General features: G+C 41.7%; 21 protein-coding genes. 1 reads left to right on the top strand and 20 read right to left on the bottom strand.

Annotated features, from left to right (window positions below):
* Positions 1-9: 9 nt before the first annotated feature.
* The 16 genes from AB5213_RS13050 to yedF all read right to left on the bottom strand — a co-directional run bounded on the left by AB5213_RS13050 (position 10) and on the right by yedF (position 16422).
* On the bottom strand, positions 10-1368 hold the full coding sequence (locus AB5213_RS13050; RefSeq protein ID WP_368276807.1) for a Wadjet anti-phage system protein JetA family protein: 1359 nt from the start codon (positions 1366-1368) through the stop codon (positions 10-12).
* 226 nt (positions 1369-1594) lie between these two features.
* The gene (ttdB, locus tag AB5213_RS13045; RefSeq protein WP_008372475.1) at positions 1595-2221 is read right to left on the bottom strand and encodes a L(+)-tartrate dehydratase subunit beta; all 627 of its coding nucleotides are present in this window, start codon (positions 2219-2221) and stop codon (positions 1595-1597) included.
* Entirely contained in the window at positions 2221-3120 is a 900-nt protein-coding gene (ttdA, locus tag AB5213_RS13040) for a L(+)-tartrate dehydratase subunit alpha (protein WP_022220205.1), read from the bottom strand. Before ttdA ends, ttdB begins: the two co-directional genes overlap by 1 nt.
* Positions 3121-3176: 56 nt before the next feature.
* Positions 3177-4445 (bottom strand): SLC13 family permease, encoded by a 1269-nt coding sequence (locus AB5213_RS13035; protein ID WP_055297555.1) that lies wholly within the window; start codon positions 4443-4445, stop codon positions 3177-3179.
* 312 nt (positions 4446-4757) lie between these two features.
* Positions 4758-5402, bottom strand: a complete 645-nt coding sequence (locus tag AB5213_RS13030; RefSeq protein WP_022220206.1) for a GntR family transcriptional regulator — start codon at positions 5400-5402, stop codon at positions 4758-4760.
* Positions 5399-6016 (bottom strand): GntR family transcriptional regulator, encoded by a 618-nt coding sequence (locus AB5213_RS13025; RefSeq protein ID WP_242859501.1) that lies wholly within the window; start codon positions 6014-6016, stop codon positions 5399-5401. Before AB5213_RS13025 ends, AB5213_RS13030 begins: the two co-directional genes overlap by 4 nt.
* Before the next feature lie 211 nt (positions 6017-6227).
* Positions 6228-6464: a DUF3343 domain-containing protein gene (locus tag AB5213_RS13020; protein ID WP_008372464.1), complete on the bottom strand. Its 237-nt coding sequence runs from the start codon at positions 6462-6464 to the stop codon at positions 6228-6230.
* Entirely contained in the window at positions 6464-6667 is a 204-nt protein-coding gene (locus AB5213_RS13015; RefSeq protein ID WP_022220208.1) for a sulfurtransferase TusA family protein, read from the bottom strand. The genes AB5213_RS13020 and AB5213_RS13015 overlap by 1 nt, the downstream gene beginning before the upstream one ends.
* A gap of 69 nt (positions 6668-6736) precedes the next feature.
* Entirely contained in the window at positions 6737-7834 is a 1098-nt protein-coding gene (yedE, locus tag AB5213_RS13010) for a YedE family putative selenium transporter (RefSeq protein ID WP_055297557.1), read from the bottom strand.
* 181 nt (positions 7835-8015) lie between these two features.
* Positions 8016-9155, bottom strand: coding sequence for an aminotransferase class V-fold PLP-dependent enzyme (locus AB5213_RS13005; protein ID WP_156330664.1), 1140 nt, complete (start codon positions 9153-9155; stop codon positions 8016-8018).
* 13 nt (positions 9156-9168) lie between these two features.
* The gene (locus AB5213_RS13000) at positions 9169-10086 is read right to left on the bottom strand and encodes a selenium metabolism-associated LysR family transcriptional regulator (RefSeq protein WP_022220210.1); all 918 of its coding nucleotides are present in this window, start codon (positions 10084-10086) and stop codon (positions 9169-9171) included.
* Positions 10083-11999 (bottom strand): selenocysteine-specific translation elongation factor, encoded by a 1917-nt coding sequence (selB, locus tag AB5213_RS12995; protein WP_173685277.1) that lies wholly within the window; start codon positions 11997-11999, stop codon positions 10083-10085. The genes AB5213_RS13000 and selB overlap by 4 nt, the downstream gene beginning before the upstream one ends.
* Positions 11996-13390 (bottom strand): L-seryl-tRNA(Sec) selenium transferase, encoded by a 1395-nt coding sequence (gene selA / locus AB5213_RS12990; RefSeq protein WP_055297559.1) that lies wholly within the window; start codon positions 13388-13390, stop codon positions 11996-11998. The genes selB and selA overlap by 4 nt, the downstream gene beginning before the upstream one ends.
* A 24-nt stretch (positions 13391-13414) precedes the next feature.
* Entirely contained in the window at positions 13415-14458 is a 1044-nt protein-coding gene (gene selD, locus AB5213_RS12985; RefSeq protein WP_368276806.1) for a selenide, water dikinase SelD, read from the bottom strand.
* 86 nt (positions 14459-14544) lie between these two features.
* Positions 14545-15465, bottom strand: coding sequence for a selenium metabolism-associated LysR family transcriptional regulator (locus AB5213_RS12980; protein ID WP_368276805.1), 921 nt, complete (start codon positions 15463-15465; stop codon positions 14545-14547).
* A 357-nt stretch (positions 15466-15822) separates the two neighbouring features.
* Entirely contained in the window at positions 15823-16422 is a 600-nt protein-coding gene (gene yedF, locus AB5213_RS12975) for a sulfurtransferase-like selenium metabolism protein YedF (RefSeq protein WP_022220213.1), read from the bottom strand.
* Positions 16423-16711: 289 nt separating this feature from the next.
* Here yedF and AB5213_RS12970 point away from each other — a divergent pair, with 289 nt between their 5' ends.
* Entirely contained in the window at positions 16712-17569 is an 858-nt protein-coding gene (locus tag AB5213_RS12970; protein WP_008372439.1) for a class I SAM-dependent methyltransferase, read from the top strand.
* A 233-nt stretch (positions 17570-17802) separates the two neighbouring features.
* Here AB5213_RS12970 and AB5213_RS12965 read toward each other — a convergent pair whose 3' ends face one another.
* The 4 genes from AB5213_RS12965 to AB5213_RS12950 all read right to left on the bottom strand — a co-directional run bounded on the left by AB5213_RS12965 (position 17803) and on the right by AB5213_RS12950 (position 21056).
* Positions 17803-18264: a low molecular weight protein-tyrosine-phosphatase gene (locus tag AB5213_RS12965; RefSeq protein WP_055158081.1), complete on the bottom strand. Its 462-nt coding sequence runs from the start codon at positions 18262-18264 to the stop codon at positions 17803-17805.
* Between the two features lie 174 nt (positions 18265-18438).
* Positions 18439-19638 carry a site-specific integrase gene (locus AB5213_RS12960; protein WP_195251126.1) on the bottom strand — a complete coding sequence of 400 codons (1200 nt, stop codon included), beginning with the start codon at positions 19636-19638 and terminating at the stop codon, positions 18439-18441.
* A gap of 90 nt (positions 19639-19728) precedes the next feature.
* The gene (locus AB5213_RS12955; protein WP_243263601.1) at positions 19729-19929 is read right to left on the bottom strand and encodes an excisionase; all 201 of its coding nucleotides are present in this window, start codon (positions 19927-19929) and stop codon (positions 19729-19731) included.
* Positions 19930-19946: 17 nt separating this feature from the next.
* Positions 19947-21056 (bottom strand): ATP-binding protein, encoded by a 1110-nt coding sequence (locus AB5213_RS12950; protein WP_195251131.1) that lies wholly within the window; start codon positions 21054-21056, stop codon positions 19947-19949.
* Positions 21057-21155: the final 99 nt, after the last annotated feature.

Raw genomic sequence — 21155 nt, 5'->3', positions numbered from 1 at the left:
CTTCTTTTTCTATAAATGTCTTCTTACAAACTTCAGTGCAGGATAACGGTATCCGTTCTTTTCAATCGTCTCCGCATCCTCTTCCAGCGTTTTATATTTGCTGTTCTTACGGGTACTTAAGTCATATGCCAGAATCAGCTTTTCAAAATCCTCCTCTGATGTAAGGGAAAGTTTTTCTGTATCCAGCACATCTTTCTCTATATGCTCTTCGATAAATTCTTCAATCTGCTTTTGGCTGAATCTGCGCTTGATCCGGTTCAATCTGAGCACATCTTCCCTGTCCAGATCATCCACTTCTTCTTCCTGTGCCATCTGACTTACAAAATCCTTCCGGTTTTTTCTTCGCTTATAAAGAGATTTTTCTGACAGGATTTCGACTAAAGACAGATTCATCTTCTCCCCCGTCTTTTGAATGACCTCTTCATAGTCATCCTCTGACATCCGGTTCAGGAGCTGAATAACCAGTCCCTTCGTGTCGCTCTCTCCGCTCAGAAGATAATTCAGTCTTGTCACCGTCGCACGCACATATTTGCTGTGCTCCTTATCCATATTGGAAATGCGGTGCTCGATATCATCAAAGCCTCTCTCGATCATATCCAGAAGTTCCAGCACATCTTCTCCCGTATCTCCGGTTGCACGAGCACGCTCACGGATCTTCTCGATCCATTCCTCATCATCCCGCATCTGACGCAGACATTCTTTGATATCTGTCTTATAGATATAAAAATTATCCGAAGTCTTCAGGATATGGTATTTTTTCCGGACAATCTCTTCCACATATCCGTCCAGATGCTCTTTCAGAAGATCCCCGTAAAACTGCTGTTCCAGAAGCCTTGCAAAAAATTTATCCATGTTATGCAGCATATCCTGCAGTGCTTTGTTGAGCCGTCTGGTATTGATAAGTGCTGTCCGGAGCATATTCAGATTCACCCTTGGATCATTTTTAAACGAGAACAATGTCGCATAGACATTCTGGATATAGATCTCTGTCTCCTCCAGGTCCTCCGTAGAAAGCCGCTCAAAGGCATCCACAAATATTGCTGCATAATCCGGAATTACGATATTCGTCACCAATGTATTATAATCTTCAATTTTCTTCAGCCATCCTTTTCGGATCAGCCAGTTCAGAATCCTTGCCGACGGAGTCTCCAACATATCAAACTCAGTCTCATCTTCTTCTCGTTTAAGTTCGATCTGTTTCTTCATATACAGATCCCGAAGCACCTGAATACAGACTTCCCTGGTCAGGAAATAATTGCTGTACTGGTATTCTTCATTGATCGCCATCAAAGCCTCAATGTATGTCTCTCTGTTCACAGAACGAAACAGACTCCAGAAACCCTCCGGAATTTCAAAACGTAACTGCATGCTTTGCCTTTCTGTAAATTCATAAATTTTTCCATTATCTATAAGTATACCATATTCTACCCTTTAAATGGGAAAAACATTGTAAAAAGGCATTACGAAAAAGTGCTGCAAAACCGATCACTCTCATCGGCTTGCAGCACTTCTTCATAACGAGACCAAATATCTGGCAGAATATTTGATTATTATTTTAATTAAGCAAGTATGGGTTCCATATTTTTCAGTATGACTATTTGATAAATCCAACCTGTTTGCTGATTATCTCATACTGTTCGTCTTTTCTCTTATTGTAGATTACTTTTCTTTCTTCAAAGAGGTTGTTTCCTTCTGTATCGATGGATACGATCAGTGGTCCAAACTCTTTTACGCGGCAGTTCCAGAGTGTTTCCGGCATTCCGAGATCTCTCCACTCAGCTCTTACGATCTCTTCAACCTCTGTTGCTGCTACTACGGCATTACCAGCCGGGAATACGCAGTGGATTGCTCCGAACTCTTTACATGCACGTTCGGTGTTTTCTTTCATTCCACCTTTTCCGATGATCACACGTACACCAGATTTCTGTACGAATTCATACTCGAATTTTTCCATACGCATACTGGTTGTCGGTCCTACGGAAACCATCTCGAATTTGTCATTTTCCAATGGACGGATGATCGGTCCTGCATGGAAAATTGCGTTATTTCTTACATCTACAGGAAGTTCTCTTCCTTCTTCTACCAGACGGCGATGAGCAACATCACGGCATGTTGTCATACTTCCGTTCAGGTAAATGATGTCTCCGATTTTAATGTCTTTTAAGTCCTCTGCTGAAATTGGTGTTGTTAAAATTTTCTTTCCGTCTTTTACTTCTACCATTATAATTCCACCCCCGAATGTGTTGTGATTGTGTAATTAAGGTCCTTGTCAAATACAATGTGTCCTCTTCTGTGACTCCAACATCCTACGTTTACGGCCACACCGATTGCAGATGGATGACGTGCTGTATTTTCGATGTTAACACCCATTACTGAGTATTTTCCGCCCATTCCCTGTGGTCCAAGGCCGATTGCGTTGATTCCGTCTTCCAGAAGGTTTTCCATCTTTGCAGCTCTTTCGTTATCATTGTGAGAGCCGATCGGACGCATCAGAGCTTTCTTGGAAAGCAGAGCTGCTGTTTCTACAGAAGTTGCTACACCTACACCTACAAGAAGCGGAGGACATGCATTCAGTCCGTAGCTTGTCATAACATCGAGAACGAATTTTGTTACACCTTCGTATCCTTCACCTGGCATCAGAACCATAGCTTTTCCCGGAAGTGTACATCCGCCACCTGCCATGTATGTGTAGATTTCACATTTGTCAGAGTTTGGAACGATATCCCAGAATACGGTCGGTGTTCCTTTTCCTACGTTCTTTCCTGTGTTATATTCATCGAATGTCTCAACGCTGTTGTGACGAAGCGGTGCTTCGAATGTAGCCTTTACTACTGCTTCTTTCAGTAATGCTTCCAGATCATCGATCAATGGGAATTTTGTTCCACATTTTACCCAGAACTGAAGGACACCTGTATCCTGGCAGCTTGGTCTGTTAAGAGCTACTGCGAGTTCCTGGTTACGGAACATGGTATCGTAGATTACCTTAGACAGCGGGCTGTCCTCTTTCTCTCTGAGTTCCTGAAGTTTTGCGATGACATCATCTGGAAGTTTTTTGGCAACGTGTGCAATGAACTTTGCCATGTAATCTGTAAGCTGTGTTACCTGTTCTTCTCTAGACATTTTAAAATCCTCCTCTTTTTATATTGCATTTAATTTAATTACTTTGTTATCCCTTCTTACGGGAAGAATGGATAGAATATCGGAAGTAAGATCATACTTACTACGGTGGATACCAGAATCAGCGGCACACCTGCTTTTGCATAATCTTTAAATGTATATCCTCCGGCTGTGACAACCATTGTGTTTGCCGGCATTCCGATCGGTGTTGCGTATGCGCATGATCCTCCGATGACACATGCCATAAGTACTGCGCTTGGGTCTGCTCCCATTCCCTGTGCGATTGACACAGCGATTGGTGCCATAAGTGCTGTTGTTGCTGTATTCGACATAAAGTTGGTAAGTACACAGCACAGCATGAAAATTACAAATGTAAGTACATAAGGTGACGGGTTCTTTCCAAGAAGTCCGATTACTTTATCAGCAATCAACTCTCCTGCCCCTGTCTGATCAAGTGCTGCTGCAAGGGAAAGTGTTCCACCGAACAGGAAGATCGTCTTCAGATCGATGGAAAGAAGTGCATCTTTCTCACTGATAACTCCTGTAAGGATCAGGGCAATTGCTCCGACGCAACCCGTTACACAAAGCTTGATTCCGATCTGTTCTTCAAAGATCATTCCGAGAAGTGTAAGAATCAGAATAACCAGGGAAAGTGTCTGTTTCCACTTTGGTACATTGCTGAAATCCTGTGCCTCATCATAAATGCTGTCTCCAGCTGCATCTGTCTTGTTCGGAAGAAATTTGTATCCGATCAGTGCGAAATAAATGATTCCGACAATCAGGATCGGTACACCTACTTTTGCATAATCGAAGAATCCAAATTTCAGTCCGATGCTTTCCATCTGTGACTGTGCGATCATGTTACCCGGAGCTCCGATTAGAGAAAGGTTACCTCCCATCGCTGCTGCGAATACAAGTGGCATCAGAAGTCTTGATCTTGAATATCCCGACTTTGCTGCGATACCGATGACTACCGGGATCAGAATTGCGGCTGTTCCTGTGTTGGAAAGGAAACCGCTCATCACGCCTACGATGACCATAATCGCAACGATCAGCTGCTTCTCTGTCTTGGCGAAATGTGTTACAACTCCCCCTATTTTGTTTGCCATTCCTGTTTCAAAAAGTGCGCCACCTACAATGAACATCGCAACAAACAGGATGACGTTGCTGTCAATGAATCCTGAAAATGCTGTCTTCCAGTCCAGAACTCCCGTGACTACCAGTCCCACACAGACAATCATGGATGTCAGTCCCAACGGAATTTTCTCCCACATGAACATCACGATTGCAAACAGCAGGAACAATAATGTGATAGTTACCTGACTCATTTTGCTACCTCCTCATTTCTCTTTTTAGTTTCTTTTCTTGATGTCTTTTACTTGATATCTGATTTTTGATATCTGATTTTGTATCCAAATCTTGATTTTAATATAATTCATTGACACCAAAATGTCAATTACTTTTTATCATTTTGGCGGATAGCATAATTCTGCATATTCTATTTTGTATATTCTGACTAAGATTCTTCTGTCATATTGCACGAAATGAAATTTTTTGCAAATAAAAAAGACTTCAAGAAGTATCTATACTCTCAAAATCTTTTTATGTTCTGTGTATATCTTTTATTTTCTTGCACTTATCTACTTGTAATACGTCAGCATATCATCGCGGCTTCGCATGATATGCGCATACATCTCTTTTTCTGCCGCTTCGACATTATGCTCCTGGAGTGCTTTCAGAATCCTTCCATGCTCTTTGATCGATACCTTCGCATAATCACCTTCTGAAACCATACTTCCCATAGAAAGTCCGTTCCAGAGTTCGGAGATCATTTTTTTCATCTTTCCATTACCTGCCGCACTCCAGATTTCATTGTGAAATGCACGGTTGAGATCCGTGTATTTCTGGGATTCCCCGTTTTCCAGTGCCTCACAAGATTCCTGATAGACATCTTCTATTTCCGCAATATCTGTTCCCGGTTCTGCTGCAAGCTTTGCTGCCGCACTCTCGAGGATCGCGCGGAGCTGATAATGTTCCCGGATATAGGTTTCCGTGATTCCAAGGACGACTGCCCCTTTATTCTTCCGAAGCTGGATCAGCCCGTCCCTCGCCAGAATCTGAAATGCTTCTCTTACCGGCATTGCCGACACATTCAGCTGAGATGCCACACTGTCGAGTGAAAGGATCTCTCCTTCTTTCATTTGCCTTGATAAAATTGCTTTTCTAAGCTCCGCAGCAACTTTTTCCTTCGCTGACGGCATCTTGATCGGTTTTAAACCATTCATCTATTCTTCCTTCTTTCTTCCTTCACCTGCTCTGCCAGAAGCAATACCCATCTGTCAATCTCACTATTGACCGCTTTTGCAAATGTTTTTGTATATTTTTCCGCACCATTTAATGCACCTGTTATCTTTTCGCAGATTGCCTTTTCTGCCTCTTTTTTTCCATCCGTCTCTTTACATTTTGTGGCAAACCGGATATAACACTCCGAAGCATTTTTCAGCAGATTCGTCAGATATCCATTCTCCATCTGTGCAAGAAGCAACTGGTCCGGTCTTGTTTCCGTCGAAAATACTTCCTTTTCCTCTGTTTGACTCTTCGTATTCAGGACATGCTGAACCGCTTTTTTGAGGATTTCCCCGATCATCTCAAAAATCAGTTCTATCTGCTCTTCATCCAGCTCAACCGTATAAATTCTTTTTGTTGCCAGCCTCACGATCAGCCCCTGACTCTCCAGAACCTGAAATGCTTCACGGATCGGGATTCTGGATGCTCCAAATACCTCAGCAAGCTCTTCCTGCTTTAACTGGCTTCCTCCTTCTATCCTGCCCGCCAGAATTTCATCCGCAATCTGTTCTGCCATATAATCGCTCAACCGCTTTTCTGATAATCCTTTCATCTTCCCCTCCACCATACCGCAGTTAATTAGTAGGATATACTAATAATGTATCCAAAATCAATCTAAATGTAAAGAATTATTTTTCTTGTTCCACGAATATTCTCAGTAAATGATTTTAGAAATATGTTTTCAGAATTTCCTGTTAAATAAAACAAAAAAGGAAACCGCAAAAATGATTCCTCATCTTGCGGTTTCCTCGTTTTACCTCTTCTTATACCATACACTCGTGGATCTCTTCTTCTTCAAGACCGATTCCCTGCATGACATTTTTCAGTTCTTCCCTGCATTCCAGTGGTGCGCACCAGGAAAGCCCGCATCCTGCTGAAATACTTCTCGGCACCGGAATCATACGTCCCTGTGCACCAACTTTTTTACATTCTTTTTCCATCGCCATCGCATCCGCTGTTGTATGGAATGTGATAACCAGCTTTAACTCTTTTTTTCTCATTATTCAATCACAATTTCAAATTCAGAGCCCTTCTCGGTAGAAGTTGCCTTCTTTCCTTTGTCCTTCGCAAACTTCTCGATATTAGTCTTCTGGTGAGGTTCGCTCACAAGAACCTTGATCGGTCCGTTTGCATTCTTCAGTGCCTCTGCAGTAAGCATCAACGGTTCCGGACACGAAAGTCCTCTTGCATCTACTTCTTTCATATTTTTTACCTGCCTTCCTAGCATATCATATTTCTTATGGATTATCCATCTATATCTTGCGGTTTCTGACTATTTTGCCTGCTCTCTTTTGTTTGTAAATGCAATGATAAAGCATGCGATAATACAGATAATGCAAGCAACTTTTCCATTCGGCGTTACGGCTCCTGCAACGAGTTCGCCTGTCTCTGCATTCATAGCTGTTCCGCTTGATGCAAGTCCGAAGTTATGGCAAAGTGCTGCTGCAAAGAACATGCCAAGTACAGTAACTGCTGAATCAGAAGAACCCTGTCCTGCAAGGATCAGCTGGCGAAGCGGGCATCCGCCGGCAAGAACTGCCGCGAATCCTACTGCATACATGCCAAGGATATTCCACAGATGGTTGGAATGTGCAATGATTCCAGGAGTGTTAAATCCAAGTACAAATCTTCCTGTTGCCAGATTGAAGATCAGCATTACTACAAAAAGACCTGCAATAATTGTAAGAAGATCAAAGTTCTTCATTAAGATCGCATCACGGATTCCGCCGGCGAAGCACATTCTTGATTTCTGAGCAAGTGCTCCGAAAATAAGTCCGCCGATCAGTGACATGATAATTGGTGCATGAAAGCTTCCAGGACCTGCTTCACTTGCTTTGAGAAGTGTTGAGCAGGTTGCAAGGATCAGAATACCAAGCATCAGTACCGGAAGCACTGCTCCACTTTCTTTGTTTGTCTCATGCGCACGTCCAAGGCTGAAACCATTTTTGAGTGCAAATGCTCCGGTTCCAACTCCAAGTACAAAACCGATCAGTGCTACCCATGCATTCAGGTCACCTGCTGACATACGGATCACCATACGGAGCGGGCAGCCAAGGAAAATCAGGGAACCGATCATAATTACCATACCAAGGATAAAGCGGATCATCGGTGAAGATCCTGCTGTTGAACGGTATTCTTTTGTTGCCACTGAAATAATAAATGCTCCGATCACAAGACCGATGATCTCCGGTCTTGCATACTGTACAACTTCGGCCTGGTGAAATCCCAGAGCTCCTGCCGTATCACGGATAAAGCAGGCAATACAGAATGCCATGTTTGCCGGATTACCAAAGTAAGCCAGACATGCAGCTACAAGCCCACACAGAACCCCCGCAAGTGCAAGCTTCTTCTTTGAATCTGATAAATTCATTTTTCTTCCTCCTTCGTCTTTCTCTCATTCGTCACTTTGACTATTAAAGACTTTTTTGTTACCTTATAATTATATCTTTTGCACAACTTCTTGTCCAATTCATAATTAAAATAGACCGATATATATATTGATACTATCAATATTATACCGGTCTTCTATCAATCTCTGATCTTATAAAATTTTACTCTTCTTCTGCAAGCTCGCAGATTGCCCGGATTGCCGTATCCACTTCTTCCTCTGTGTTATAGTGGGAAAAACTGAATCTGACAGCCCCCTGCTCTACGGTTCCAAGTGCCTCATGCATCAGTGGTGCACAGTGTCCTCCTGAACGGGTAGAAATCCCATAATCTGTCAGAAGTGCATCGCTGACTTCTCCCGAGTCATAATCTCTGATATTCAGGCTCACTACCGCACAGCGGTCCATGCTGCTGAAATCCCCATAGATTTTGACTCCCGGGATTTCTTTTATCCCTTCATAAAACCGCTTCATCAATGCCTGTTCCTTTGCGCGGATCGTATCAATTCCTGTTTCTTCCAGATATCCGATCGCAGCATCCAGTCCGGCAATTCCGTGTCCGTTAAGTGTTCCTGCTTCCAGTGCTGTCGGCATCTCTTCCGGCTGTGTCTTACTATAGGTCTGCACACCGGTACCGCCTGAAAGAAGTGGCCGGACATGAACGCCTTTTCTCACATACATCCCACCAGTCCCCTGCGGTCCTAAAAGTCCCTTATGTCCGGTAAAACACAGAATATCAATATGCATCTTCTGCACATCGATCGGAAATACACCGGCAGTCTGTGATGCATCTACCACAAACAACAGATCGTGTTTTTTGGCAATTTCCCCGATCCGCTCCACATCCACTTTGTTTCCCGTCAGATTGGACCCATGGGTACAGACAATTGCTTTTGTATTCTCTTTGATTGCTTTATCAAAATCTGCGTAATCCAGAGTTCCTTTTTCATCACATCCAAGGAATGTCACTTCAACTCCCTTTTTCTCCATCTCATAAAGTGGTCGGAGAACAGAGTTATGTTCCAAAACCGTAGAGATCACATGGTCTCCCGGATTTAAGATCCCCTTGATCGCAATATTCAGACTCTCCGTTGAATTCATGGTAAATACGATCTGTCTTGCATCTTCCGCCCCGAAAAAACCTGCAAGCTTCTCTCTTGTGTCATATACGGTTCTTGCTGCTCCGAGAGATGCCTCGTTGACGCCTCTTCCTGCATTCCCCATTGAGCACATTACTGCGGTGATCGCATCAATTACTTCCTGTGGTTTGCGCATTGTGGTTGCTGCATTATCTAAATATATCATATTGATCCTCTTTTCATTTCCCCATATGTGCATCCGGATAGAAATCCTTTACAATCCGGATCAGATGCTCTGCTGCTGCAGGCAGCTGATAGTTTTTATTGTATACAAGGTTCAGATAACGACTGCTTTCATCCTTCTGTAACGGGAATTCCAGAACCTGTCCGGTCCGGATCTCCTCTTCTGCTGCAAGTCTTGATATGATCGTGATTCCAAGCCCACTCTTTACTGACCTTTTTATTGCTTCCGGATTCTCAATGCATGCTACTATATTGAGAGTATCAGGCATAATTCCTGCTTTTCTCAATATTTTTTCTGTTTCCTTGCGGGTTCCCGATCCTTCTTCCCGCATAATGACCGGTTCATTCTTTATCCATGTTGCTGTCTTATAGCGCTTCTGTATTTCCTGATAAAACTCGGTATTCGGCATGATAACAACCAGTTCATCCTGATAAAAAGGCATATATCTGCAATGCTTTTTTTCAAGTACCGTACCTGTGAATCCAATATCTACCATATGCCCTGCTACCTGTTCAACAACACCGCAGCTGTCATTTTCTGAAATCCGGAACTGCTCATCCGGATAAGTCTCTCTGAATTTCGCCAGAATCGCCGGAAGAACATACTGTGCCGGAATCGTAGAGGTCGCAATTGTAATACATTTTTCCTCACGATGCGCATCCTTGGAAAATACCTGCTCGATTTCTTTTTCGAGTTCCACCATCTGGCGCGCATACTGATATAATTGCTTTCCTTCTTCCGACAATTTTACTTCCTTTGTATTTCTGACAAAAAGCCGTGAGTCCAGTTCTTTCTCCAGAGAAGAGATATGTGCACTGACCGTTGGCTGCGTCAGGAATAAAAGCTTTGCCGCTTTTGAAAAACTTCCCGACTCAGTTACCTTAACAAATGCCTCCAGCTGCTTTAAATTCATAAGTATGCCACCCTCTCACTTTCTCCGCCTGTCTTCTTTGTCACCTTAATGCTGTCCATATATTCTAAAATCGGTTTCGCACTCTTTCTGCTTGTTGAGAACATATCTCTCACCTGTGCGATCGTGATCAGATTTTCTTCCTTCAGATGATTCTGAATTTTTTCCTTCGCTTCATCCATCAGGTGTTTCATCGTAAACATCTCTTCATTGATACGGAGTACTTTTCCTTCGTCAATCATCATGAGAACCACATCTTCCGCTGTCTGGCGCGGAATTTTTCCAAAATCAATCTCTGAAAATCTCACAAAATCATAGCCTGCTTTTTCAAATGTATCTTCGATCAGCTTCTCTGTCTGAAGATACATCGCGTCCTTCGGAACTTCATATCCCGGAAGCGAAAGATATTCTTCCCTTCTTCCATAGACATTTTCTCCCGTCATTCTTTCGATATACGCATCAAATATGTTTGGTTTGATCTTTTTCAGGAATGTATTGTGAATTTCGGCTTTCTTCATTCCATATCGGTATGGATGCTCACTGTGATATTTCTGCAGTGTCTCCTCTATCTTCTGACGTACTGCAAATTCGCTATCTCTGTGCCACAAATATGTATCCTTCTTCATTTGGAATACAAAGATTGTGCCCGATTCTTCCAGTTCTTCAAGATACTCCTTCAGTTCATCTACGGAATGTGCCATCACCTTTGCAAGCTCAGCAAGTGTGATCATCGTGTCGCCGTGTTCTTTGATCTGAAGCTCCATAACATCGCCAAGTGAACCGGATTCTTTTTTCTTCAGTTCTTCGATTGCCTGCGCATCAAAACGTTTCTTACGCATCGGATTCGGTTCCAGAACGATCCCGCCTCCGATAGTCTCCATCGGCGAATAGAAACGTACTACAAAACGGTCGCCTCGTTTGACCGCAATCTCTTCTTCCAGTCTGAGCTGTACCAGTCCCTCTTCTCCCGGTCCGATCTGCTCCTTATCCAGCAGAACAGCACGGCAGAGGATCTCACTCGTACCCGTGTATAAATGCAATCTCTCATGATTTGTAAGGATACGCATGGAGTCTTCCAGAACTTTCAGCTTCACATCCAGAAGATCTGTATTTTTCATACTGTTCTTCGGTGCAAGCACACACCCTCTGCGAATTTCCTTTTTCTTCACATTTGACAGATTGATCGCCACTCTCTGTCCGGCATAGCATTTGTCCTGATTCTGCCCATGTACCTGAATATTACGGATCTTGCACTCTTTTCCGATCGGATACATTTCCAGAACGTCTTCCCTGGTGATCGTACCGGAGATAAGTGTCCCTGTGATAATTGTCCCAAAGCCTGACAGGGTAAATGCCCGGTCAATCGGAAGTCTTGGAATAGTCTGTGTATCCTTTGCAACCACCTCATCCGACATCAGTTGCTGGATCGTATCCGTCAGTTCATCAAGCCCCTGCCCGGTTGCAGCCGATACTTTAACAACCGGTGCACCTTCCAAAAAAGTACCTTCCAGTTCTTCCTGGATTTCTTCCTCAACGAGTTCCAGCCATTCTTCATCGACCAGATCACACTTGTTGATCACCAGAATGCTCTTCTTGATCCCAAGGAGTCCCAGAATGTCCATGTGTTCTCTTGTCTGCGGCATGATACCTTCATCCGCTGCCACAACCAAAAGTACCAGATCCATTCCGACAACTCCCGCAACCATGTTGTTGATAAATTTTTCATGTCCCGGAACATCAATGATCCCTACACGGTCTCCATTTTTCAGATCAAAATAAGTAAACCCGAGGTCAATGGTGATCCCTCTTCTCTGTTCTTCTTCCCACCGGTCCGTGTTACGTCCGGTAAGTGCTTTTATCAGTGTCGTTTTCCCATGGTCAATGTGACCTGCGGTTCCTACGATAATGTTTTTCATAATAATTCTCCCAGCATCTCTGCTATCTTCTTAAAGTAGCAGGATTCAATTGTCCGCACATCCAGATAAATCGTGTCGTTAGCTGTACGCGGAATGATTGGCATAGAAAGATGCCGCATCTCTTCTTCCAGCTTCGGTACACTGATATTCTCCGGCTTAATCGTAACTGCCATACTCGGAATGCGTTCAAGCGGAAGAGAGCCTCCACCGATCTGTGATTCACACGGTTCCATCCCGATCGTTGCAGCAAGATGTGCATTCTGCAGAATCCGCTTCAGAGATCTTGCACGCTTTTCCACATCCGCTTTGGACTCTGTGATCATACGCAGTACCGGAAGATTCTGGATTGCCTTTTCTTCTGATAAATATTCCTGTAATACCAGTTCCAGTGCTGCTGCTGTAAATTTATCAATTCGCAGTGCGCGTGTCAGCTGATTCTTCTTCATCTGGTCAATATATTTTTTCTTACCGATGATGATTCCAGCCTGCGGACCACCGAGCAGCTTGTCTCCGCTGAAGCATACAACGTCCGCTCCCTTGCGGATGGAATCTTGAACCGTCGGTTCATAGGTCAGTCCGTATTTACTCAGGTCGATCAGCACGCCACTTCCAAGATCTTCGATGATCGGGATATCGTGTTCCTGCGCAATCGGAATCAGTTCATCGATCGTAACCGTCTCTGTAAATCCAACAATACGGTAATTGCTTGTATGAACTTTAAGGAGTGCTTTTGTCTCCTCTGTGATCGCTTCTTCATAATCAGAATAATGTGTCTTATTCGTCGTTCCGACTTCCACAAGTGAAGCTCCGCTCTGCTCCATTACATCCGGAATCCGGAATTTGCCACCGATCTCAACCAGCTCTCCGCGGGATACTACAACTTCCCCGCCTTTTGCCATTGAACTTAAGATCAGCATAACAGCCGCAGCATTGTTGTTAACCGCCATCGCAGCCTCTGCCCCGGTCAGTTTGCAAAGCAGTTTTTCAAAATGAGAGTATCTCTCTCCACGTGCTCCTGCTTCCAGATTGTATTCCAGATTGGAGTAACCACTCACAATTCCTGCCAGTCTCTCAACATGCTCCTTACTGATCGGTGCACGGCCGAGATTGGTGTGGAGAACTGTTCCTGTTCCGTTGATCACCATTTTCATATTCGGCTCATGCAGCTTTCCGGCATGCCGTTTTATATTCTGCGTAAGCATCCCGATCTGCGCTTTCGCTTTCTCTTCTTCCTCGCACTTTCCGATAAATGTTCTGAGCGCATCCATCTCTTCACGGATCACATCCATCACAAGTTCACGTCCATATGCATCAATCAAATCCTGTATCTCCTGTTCTTCAAGCAGAATATCTACTTTCGGAATACTGCGAAATAATAAATTTTTATTCATTTTCTCCTCTACCTCTTTGAATTCCTAGTGCAGACGAATCAGTTTATCGCTCTTTTCTGTTACGGTTCCGATCAGGGATACCTTGGTATCCAGTCTCTTCTTCTCGAATGCTTCCATCACGGCTTCCGCATACTGCGCTTCCACGCTGATGAGCAGTCCACCTGATGTCTGCGGATCATATAACAAATCGATAAAATGATCTTCTACATTTCTGAAATCTACTTTCTGATAAGAATATCCCTTGTTCTTGTAAGCCCCCGCCGGAACAAGACCCATTTTTGCATAGCTGATTGCTTCATCAAGATATGCAATATCGTGAACATTCAGTTCAAATGTCACATTACTTGCCTCTGCCATTTCAACGCAGTGACCTAAAAGACCAAATCCTGTAATATCTGTACATGCATTTACAGGGAAATACTCCACAACTTCTTTTGCTTTTTTATTTAAAGAAGACATGACAATCTCAGCTTCCCTGATTGCGGCTGCAGATGCCATTTCTCCTTTGATTGCTGTATTAACAATTCCTGTTCCGACCTGTTTGGTAAGGATCAGCACATCCCCCGGTTTACATCCGTAATTCTTAAAAATCTTCTTTGGATGTACAAATCCGGACACACAAAGTCCGTACTTCGGCTCATCATCCTGTACTGTATGTCCACCAACCAGAACAGCTCCTGCCTCTTTTACCTTATCGGCTCCACCGGCAAGAATATCTCCTAAGATCTGTGGATCAAGACAATTCGGAAATCCTACGATATTAAGTGCTACCTTCGGCTCTCCTCCCATTGCGTAAACATCACTGAGCGAGTTTGCTGCTGCAATCTGTCCAAACATATACGGATCATCCACGATCGGCGTAAAAAAATCCACGGTCTGGATCATCGCAATATCATCTGTAACCTTATAAATCGCAGCATCATCTGATGTCTCGATTCCGACGATCAAATTTTCATCTTCAAATTTCGGTAACTTACCCAGAACCTGGGCAAGGGTCTCCGGACCTACTTTAGCGGCTCACCCGGAAGTTTTTGCATACTGTGTCAGTCTTACTTTTTCTTTATTCATTGTTTATCCCCAACTTATACTTTGCATTTAACATGTTACCTGCCGCAAAAAATGCGCATATAGATGAATTCTATCATTCATACTTTCTATTGTAAAGACTGCTTTTGCAATTCATACTTTTCTATGATCAATTCTCTCACATGTTCAGCCGCTGCCGGAAGTTTGTAGTTCTTATTATATACAAGATTCAGTTTTCGACCGCTGCCATCCTGTGAAAACGGGAATTCCAGAACTTCTCCTGCCTGGATCTCATCTGCGGCCGCAAGTCTTGAAATAATTGTAATGCCAAGACCACTTTTGACAGATCTCTTGATCGCTTCCGGATTCTCAATTGTCGCAACAATATTCAGATCATCCAAAGAGATTCCCATCTTTTTTAATTGCTTCTCTGCTTCTTTTCTGGTACCGGATCCCTCCTCACGCATAATCAGAGGTTCTCCTTCCAGCCATTTTAAATCCTTCTGCTCTTTTATGATTTTCTGATATTCTTTCGTATTCGGCATAATAACAACCAGATCATCCTGGTAAAACGGTATGTATTTACAATTTGCTTTTTCGATTACTGTACCGGAAAATCCAATATCAACCAGATGCGATGCTACCTGTTCAATGACAGTACTGCTGTCACTTTCCACGATTCTGAACTGTTCTTCCGGAAATCTCTCTCGGAATTTCACCAGAATATCCGGCAGAATATACTGCGCCGGTATCGTAGAGGTTGCGATCGTAATACATCTTTCTTTCTGCTCTGCTGCTTTTGAAAACATTGACTGGATTTCCTGTTCCAGTTCGATCATCTGACGTGCATACTGATAAAGTGTCTTTCCGTCCTCAGATAATTTGACAGTCTTGGTATTACGCACAAACAATCTCACTTTCAGTTCTTTTTCAAGTGTCTGTATATGCGCACTTACTGTTGGCTGTGTCAGATACAGTTCCTGTGCTGCTTTTGAAAAGCTCTTTGAATCGGATACTTTAATAAATGCTTCCAGCTGCCTTAAATTCATAATTATTCCCTCTTTCTATTCGATCAAATTCGTATAAATACACCCTCACCGGATTCCGTTATTTCCTTTGATCAAATTGCGCAGCCACATCTATCTTCTACCATCCGATATCAAATACCAGAGAGCAAAGTGCATCTGCCCGAACAAACAAATTCTTTTTATCCAGGAGGTTACCATCTTCAGTTTTTAACAACTTGTCCAGAGCCTGAACAAGGGTCCTTCGACCTGCTTTGACGCCTCAACATGATATCCTTATACACTGTGTCTCTCTGATATCTTTATTCATACTTAATTTCTCAACTTTTCTTAAATATTCTCTGTCCGTTATACGAACTTCTTTGTTATATAGTTCTCAAACTATGGTCTGATGATCTTTCCTGCTTCAGCCATAGATTCAACAATACTGTACATATTGGTTACACCACCAACAACAAGTTTGTCTTTTAAATGATAGTAGTCAAGACATGTACCACATGTAAGAATCTCTACTCCCTGTGCCTCCAGAGACTTCAGATCTTCAATGGAATCTGATCCTTCTGTTGTAAGAGTAGCTCCTCCATTGTAGAAAAGCATCTTCTTCGGAAGTGTATCAAGCTGTGTAACTGCATAAATAAATCCCTTAATCAGGACTTTACCAAGTTCATCATTACCTGTTCCCATGCGGTCAGAAGATACCACTACGATAAGGTCTCCCTTCTGATCCGGTGTACATACAACTTCTGCATCTGCTGCCGGTACTCCCTGCATCTTGATCGTTACTTTGTATTCTTTTTCTCCAAGCTTTTCAGAGCTTACTTCTCCGCCCTGTTCTTTTGCCAGCTTTGTAACATTCTGTACAGCAATCTCATTATCTACTAATACTTCAATTGTCTCCGGTCCTGTAAGAGCCTGCATTGCTTTTTTTGTTTTGATTACCGGAATCGGGCAGTTGTCTCCCATTGCATTAACTGTTACCATAATATTCATTTCCACCTTTCTTTTACGTGAATCGTTTCACTTATAGATACATTCTATCACCCTTCGTCCCTTATGTAAACAGATAGTCCCGTTATTTTTACCAAAAACCAATTGTTATCGCGATAGCTTTTTGTATATTATTGCGATATTTTACATTCGCTTCTTGCAGTATCCTTTCTTCTATAATAAAATAGAAAAGTAAAACAGTATGTCTATAAATATGCATTGAACAAGACTATAGAAAACTGGAAATTTATCAAAAAGCACTTCAGAAAGGATTTAATAATATATGTGGTTAGCAGATGGTTGGAAAGATTATGAAGTAATTGACTCCTCAGACGGAGAAAAGCTGGAACGCTGGGGGCAGTACATCCTGGTTCGTCCGGATCCGCAGGTGATCTGGGATACACCTCGCACAGACAAACGCTGGAAACATCCGAACGCACACTATCACCGCAGTAAAAAAGGCGGCGGTGAATGGGAATTCTTCGATCTCCCGGAACAGTGGCAAATCAGTTATAAGAATCTTACCTTTAACTTAAAACCGTTTAATTTTAAACATACCGGACTTTTCCCGGAACAGGCAACCAACTGGGACTGGTTCTCTGAAAAGATTCGCAATGCCGGGCGCCCGGTAAAAGTACTGAACTTATTCGCCTATACCGGTGGTGCAACACTTGCAGCAGCTGCTGCCGGCGCACACGTAACTCATGTAGACGCTTCCAAGGGAATGGTTACATGGGCAAAAGAAAATGCTGTTTCTTCCGGACTCGGCGACGCACCGATCCGCTGGCTGGTTGATGACTGTGTCAAATTCGTAGAGCGCGAAATCCGCCGCGGTAATCATTACGATGCAATCATCATGGATCCACCTTCCTACGGTCGTGGACCAAAGGGCGAGATCTGGAAGATTGAAGACGCAATTCATCCACTGGTAAAACTCTGTACGAAGATTTTATCCGATGATCCACTGTTCTTCCTGATCAATTCTTATACGACAGGACTTGCCCCAGCAGTACTGACCTATATGATCGCGACTGAGCTTAAGAAATACGGTGGGCATGTGGATTCACAGGAGATTGGACTTCCAGTATCTTCAAATGGGCTGGTACTTCCTTGTGGGGCCAGTGGAAGATGGGAGAGATAAGATTGCGGATTTTTGATTGATACGTTTGTAGCTTCTCAATAATACAACGTTTTTCCGAATAGCAGAATCTCAATTTGTGCAATCATAAAAGATCTAAAATAAAAGAGAAGTGATCCGGTATGAAAGGGATTTCTCCTGCTATAAAGCTTGTGCTTTAAAGAAAATCCTTTTCTAAACTCAGATTACTTCTCTTTTTTATTTTCCATTCTCCTTTGGGTTTCCCATCTGAAAATTTATTGCAGATGCTCCATCAGATAGCTAAGAAACGCCTGGCAACCTTCCATCACATCATCAAATGTCTCATCAAAATTTCCTGTATACCATGGATCTGCAATGTCTCTCGGACGATTTGTGTAATCCAGAAGTCTCTGTACCTTGTGCTCCGGGTCATTTCCGATGATTCTCATAATGTTCTGTATATTGTATCGCTCCATGCAGATGATGTAGTCGAATGCGGCATATTCTTCTCTACACATCTTGCGTGCACGGTGATTGCCACACGGGATTCCTTCCTTGCGGAGCTTCTTTTGTGTGCCGCGGTGAACTGGGTTTCCATGTTCTTCGTTGCTTGTACCGGCGGAATCGATGAAGAAATCGGATTCTATGCCGGATTGTTTAACTAAATGTTTCATAACGTATTCTGCCATGGTGGAGCGGCAGATATTGCCGTGGCAGATGAATAGTATTTTAATCATCGTTGCATAACCTCGCATTTTGTGTTTTTGCTTGATATTTCAAGCTTTATTCGTTTCAAATAAATTTTACATTCTGGCATAATCTGGTGTATTTTTGTATATTTTAGTCTGCAAAAGGTATAAATTTCGGTATAATTCTTTAGATTTTATACCTCGGTATTCTCCGCTTTAAATTTACACAATTTTAAGTCGTACAATTTCTTCTCGTGCGTCCTCAAGGTTCATATGTGTATAAGTATTCAATGTTACACTAATATCAGAATGTCCCATCAAATACTGTAAAGCCTTTGGATTCATACCTGATTTTGCCATATTAGAACAATAAGTATGTCTACATACATGTGGTGTAACACTTGGCATCTCTATTTTATATATTTTATTGTACTTCTGAACAATATGTTTAAAATAATTCTCCCAGTGTAATGAATAACAAATATTTCCGTCCTTATCAAAATATAAAAATCCCATTTTTCCATCCACCATAGGCTCAATCTTAGGCGGTTTCCGGTTTTTCAATATTTTTCTAAAACATTCTTCCACATCTTTAGTCATTGGCAATACTCTTGTCCCACTATTTGTCTTTGTCTCTTGTATGTAATATCCAATTTTAGATTGCTTCAATAACTGATGATCTACATTGATCGTATGCTCTTGAAAATCAATATCCGAAATCGTCAATCCACAAAATTCAGAAATCCGAAGTCCTGTTTTAAATAGTATATAGATTCCCTCATAATACCTATTAAAATGAGAATCTGTTCTTACAAATTCCAAGAATTTTCGTTCTTCTGCTCTACTAAGTGCCTCTCTTCTCACACTGTCATTTACAATAACTTCCACTAATTGAAAATTAAATGGATTCTTTCTTATTAGATCATCATCTACAGCCAATTGAAATGCCGGACGGAGAACGCCTCTGATAGAATGAATAGAACTAAAGCTTCTCTTCTCAATTTTTTGAAGATGTATCAACCAACACTTTGCATCAGAAATTCTTACCATATCAATTCGTTTTTTTCCAAATGAATCTCGCCTTAAAAGACTGATAACTGTTCTATATCCAGCAACTGTTGTAGGTCTTACTCCTGTTTTAGTCGATACATATTTTTCGACTAAATCCAGTACCGTCATATTTCCACCACCAGATATTATATTGTCAAACAAATCTGCTTGAATTTGCTTCTCCTTTTCCCGAAGTGCTTGACATTTTCTTTTGTTCTTAGGCATCGGATCATTATGATCTAGTCTCCAACTGTAGACAGCTCTTTCTTTTCCACTTTCATCCACATATTTGAATCGATATCTACCATCAGGCATTTGCACTTCACCATTATGTAAAATTCTTCCTCGTCTATCTCTCCTTTTTTCACTCATTTGTTTAGCCTCCTTCAAAAAGAAGACTATCTCGGTAAGAAAATTTTATCACAAGATACTCTTCTTTTCTACAGCAAATGCACACTCTCTTTATAATGCCGTAGCATTATTTAAATATTCTTCAAATTTTTCTCTCTTAATTCTAATATGTGTACCTATCTCTAATATATAATCTGCTCCTTGATTCTCGTTAATGATAGCTCTCAGTCTCTTTTCGCCAATTCCAAAATATAAAGCTGCTTCACTAACACTAAGCGAGTACTTGTGAGCAATCGAAAGATTCTCTTTCAAAAAACACTCCTCCATTTCTAACTATCAAATGGTATATTTTCATACTCATCTACAGGCACAAATCCATCTTTGCTTGCTCTGCTTTTCAAATCATCATAATCAATATACTCTTCTGCCGGAATTTTATATGTCTTATATACTCCATTTTCTTTATATTTGTACCATATTTCATCAAGTCGCCTTAATAACTGTTCCACTCTATCTCTTTTCTTCTTCGCATCGTCAACCATATATGTATAAACTTCATCAGGCGGAAACACCGATGTAATCACCACCGTCGTCCATAAACAAAAGCAGTTGGAATATCTACAATGCAACTGTGCACGTGAATACTTATCTAACAGAACAAGGAGCTGTGAAAACTTCATATTACCTTTAAATTCATCCAAAAACAGTATTTCAGGAGCTCCATTTTCTATATAATAATCTAAGCCGCCATTCTCAAAATCTGTAGCAAAATATATATTTTCAATCCCCACTTCTTTCGCCAACTCTGTATAAAAATGACTCTTTCCAGTACCACTATCACCAACTATCCATATTCTTCTTAAATTTTTCTTTATTATCGGAGTACTTTTTATTCTATTATGGATGTATTCCGCTTTAATCATTTTTTCAAACTTCCTATACCGAAACGAAGAATCAAAAATCTGTTCTGGCGTTGAACCTTCTTTTAATAACCTCTCTATCTCTTCTAAATCATTTCTCTTCCCTTGGGTATCCTGTATTGTTTCCATTCCCATAGTAAACAGAATCTTTTCTTCTTTTTCTGCATATTTATTTTCTTTTAACAAATACTGCTTTAATGCTTCTTTTCCACCTAATTGCGGTTCCACATGTGATTTATAGAGTATATCTGATACCTTTTTTAATGTCGTTGTATTTCCATAACACGCCATATGGCAATGGTACAATCCTTCTTTTGATCTACATACCGAAATACCTGCCGTTCTATCTTTTCCACTATGTTCCCATGTTTCTATCATAAAATTTGCCAGTAATTCAGCATTTTCATATTCTTCTTTCGTTAATCCGGCATTTTCCATATTAGCAACTTGAATTGTAACCATCCAACTACGTGATCTCGTATTTGGTGCAAATGGCATAAATAATTCACCTTCTTTCACAGTCTTCCTGTGACAAAAATTGTAGCATTTATAGTATCTAGCACCTATTTTCACAGTCACAAGAGTGGTTTGGTAATACTAGCAAACCACGGTGTCTGG

The organism is Coprococcus sp. RTP21204st1_G4_RTP21204_210225 (assembly GCF_040915385.1).
GTDB classification, from domain to species: Bacteria; Bacillota; Clostridia; order Lachnospirales; family Lachnospiraceae; genus Allocoprococcus; species Allocoprococcus comes.
The sequence above is the reverse complement of the archived record's forward strand: the minus strand, read 5'-3'. Positions and strand labels throughout refer to the sequence as shown.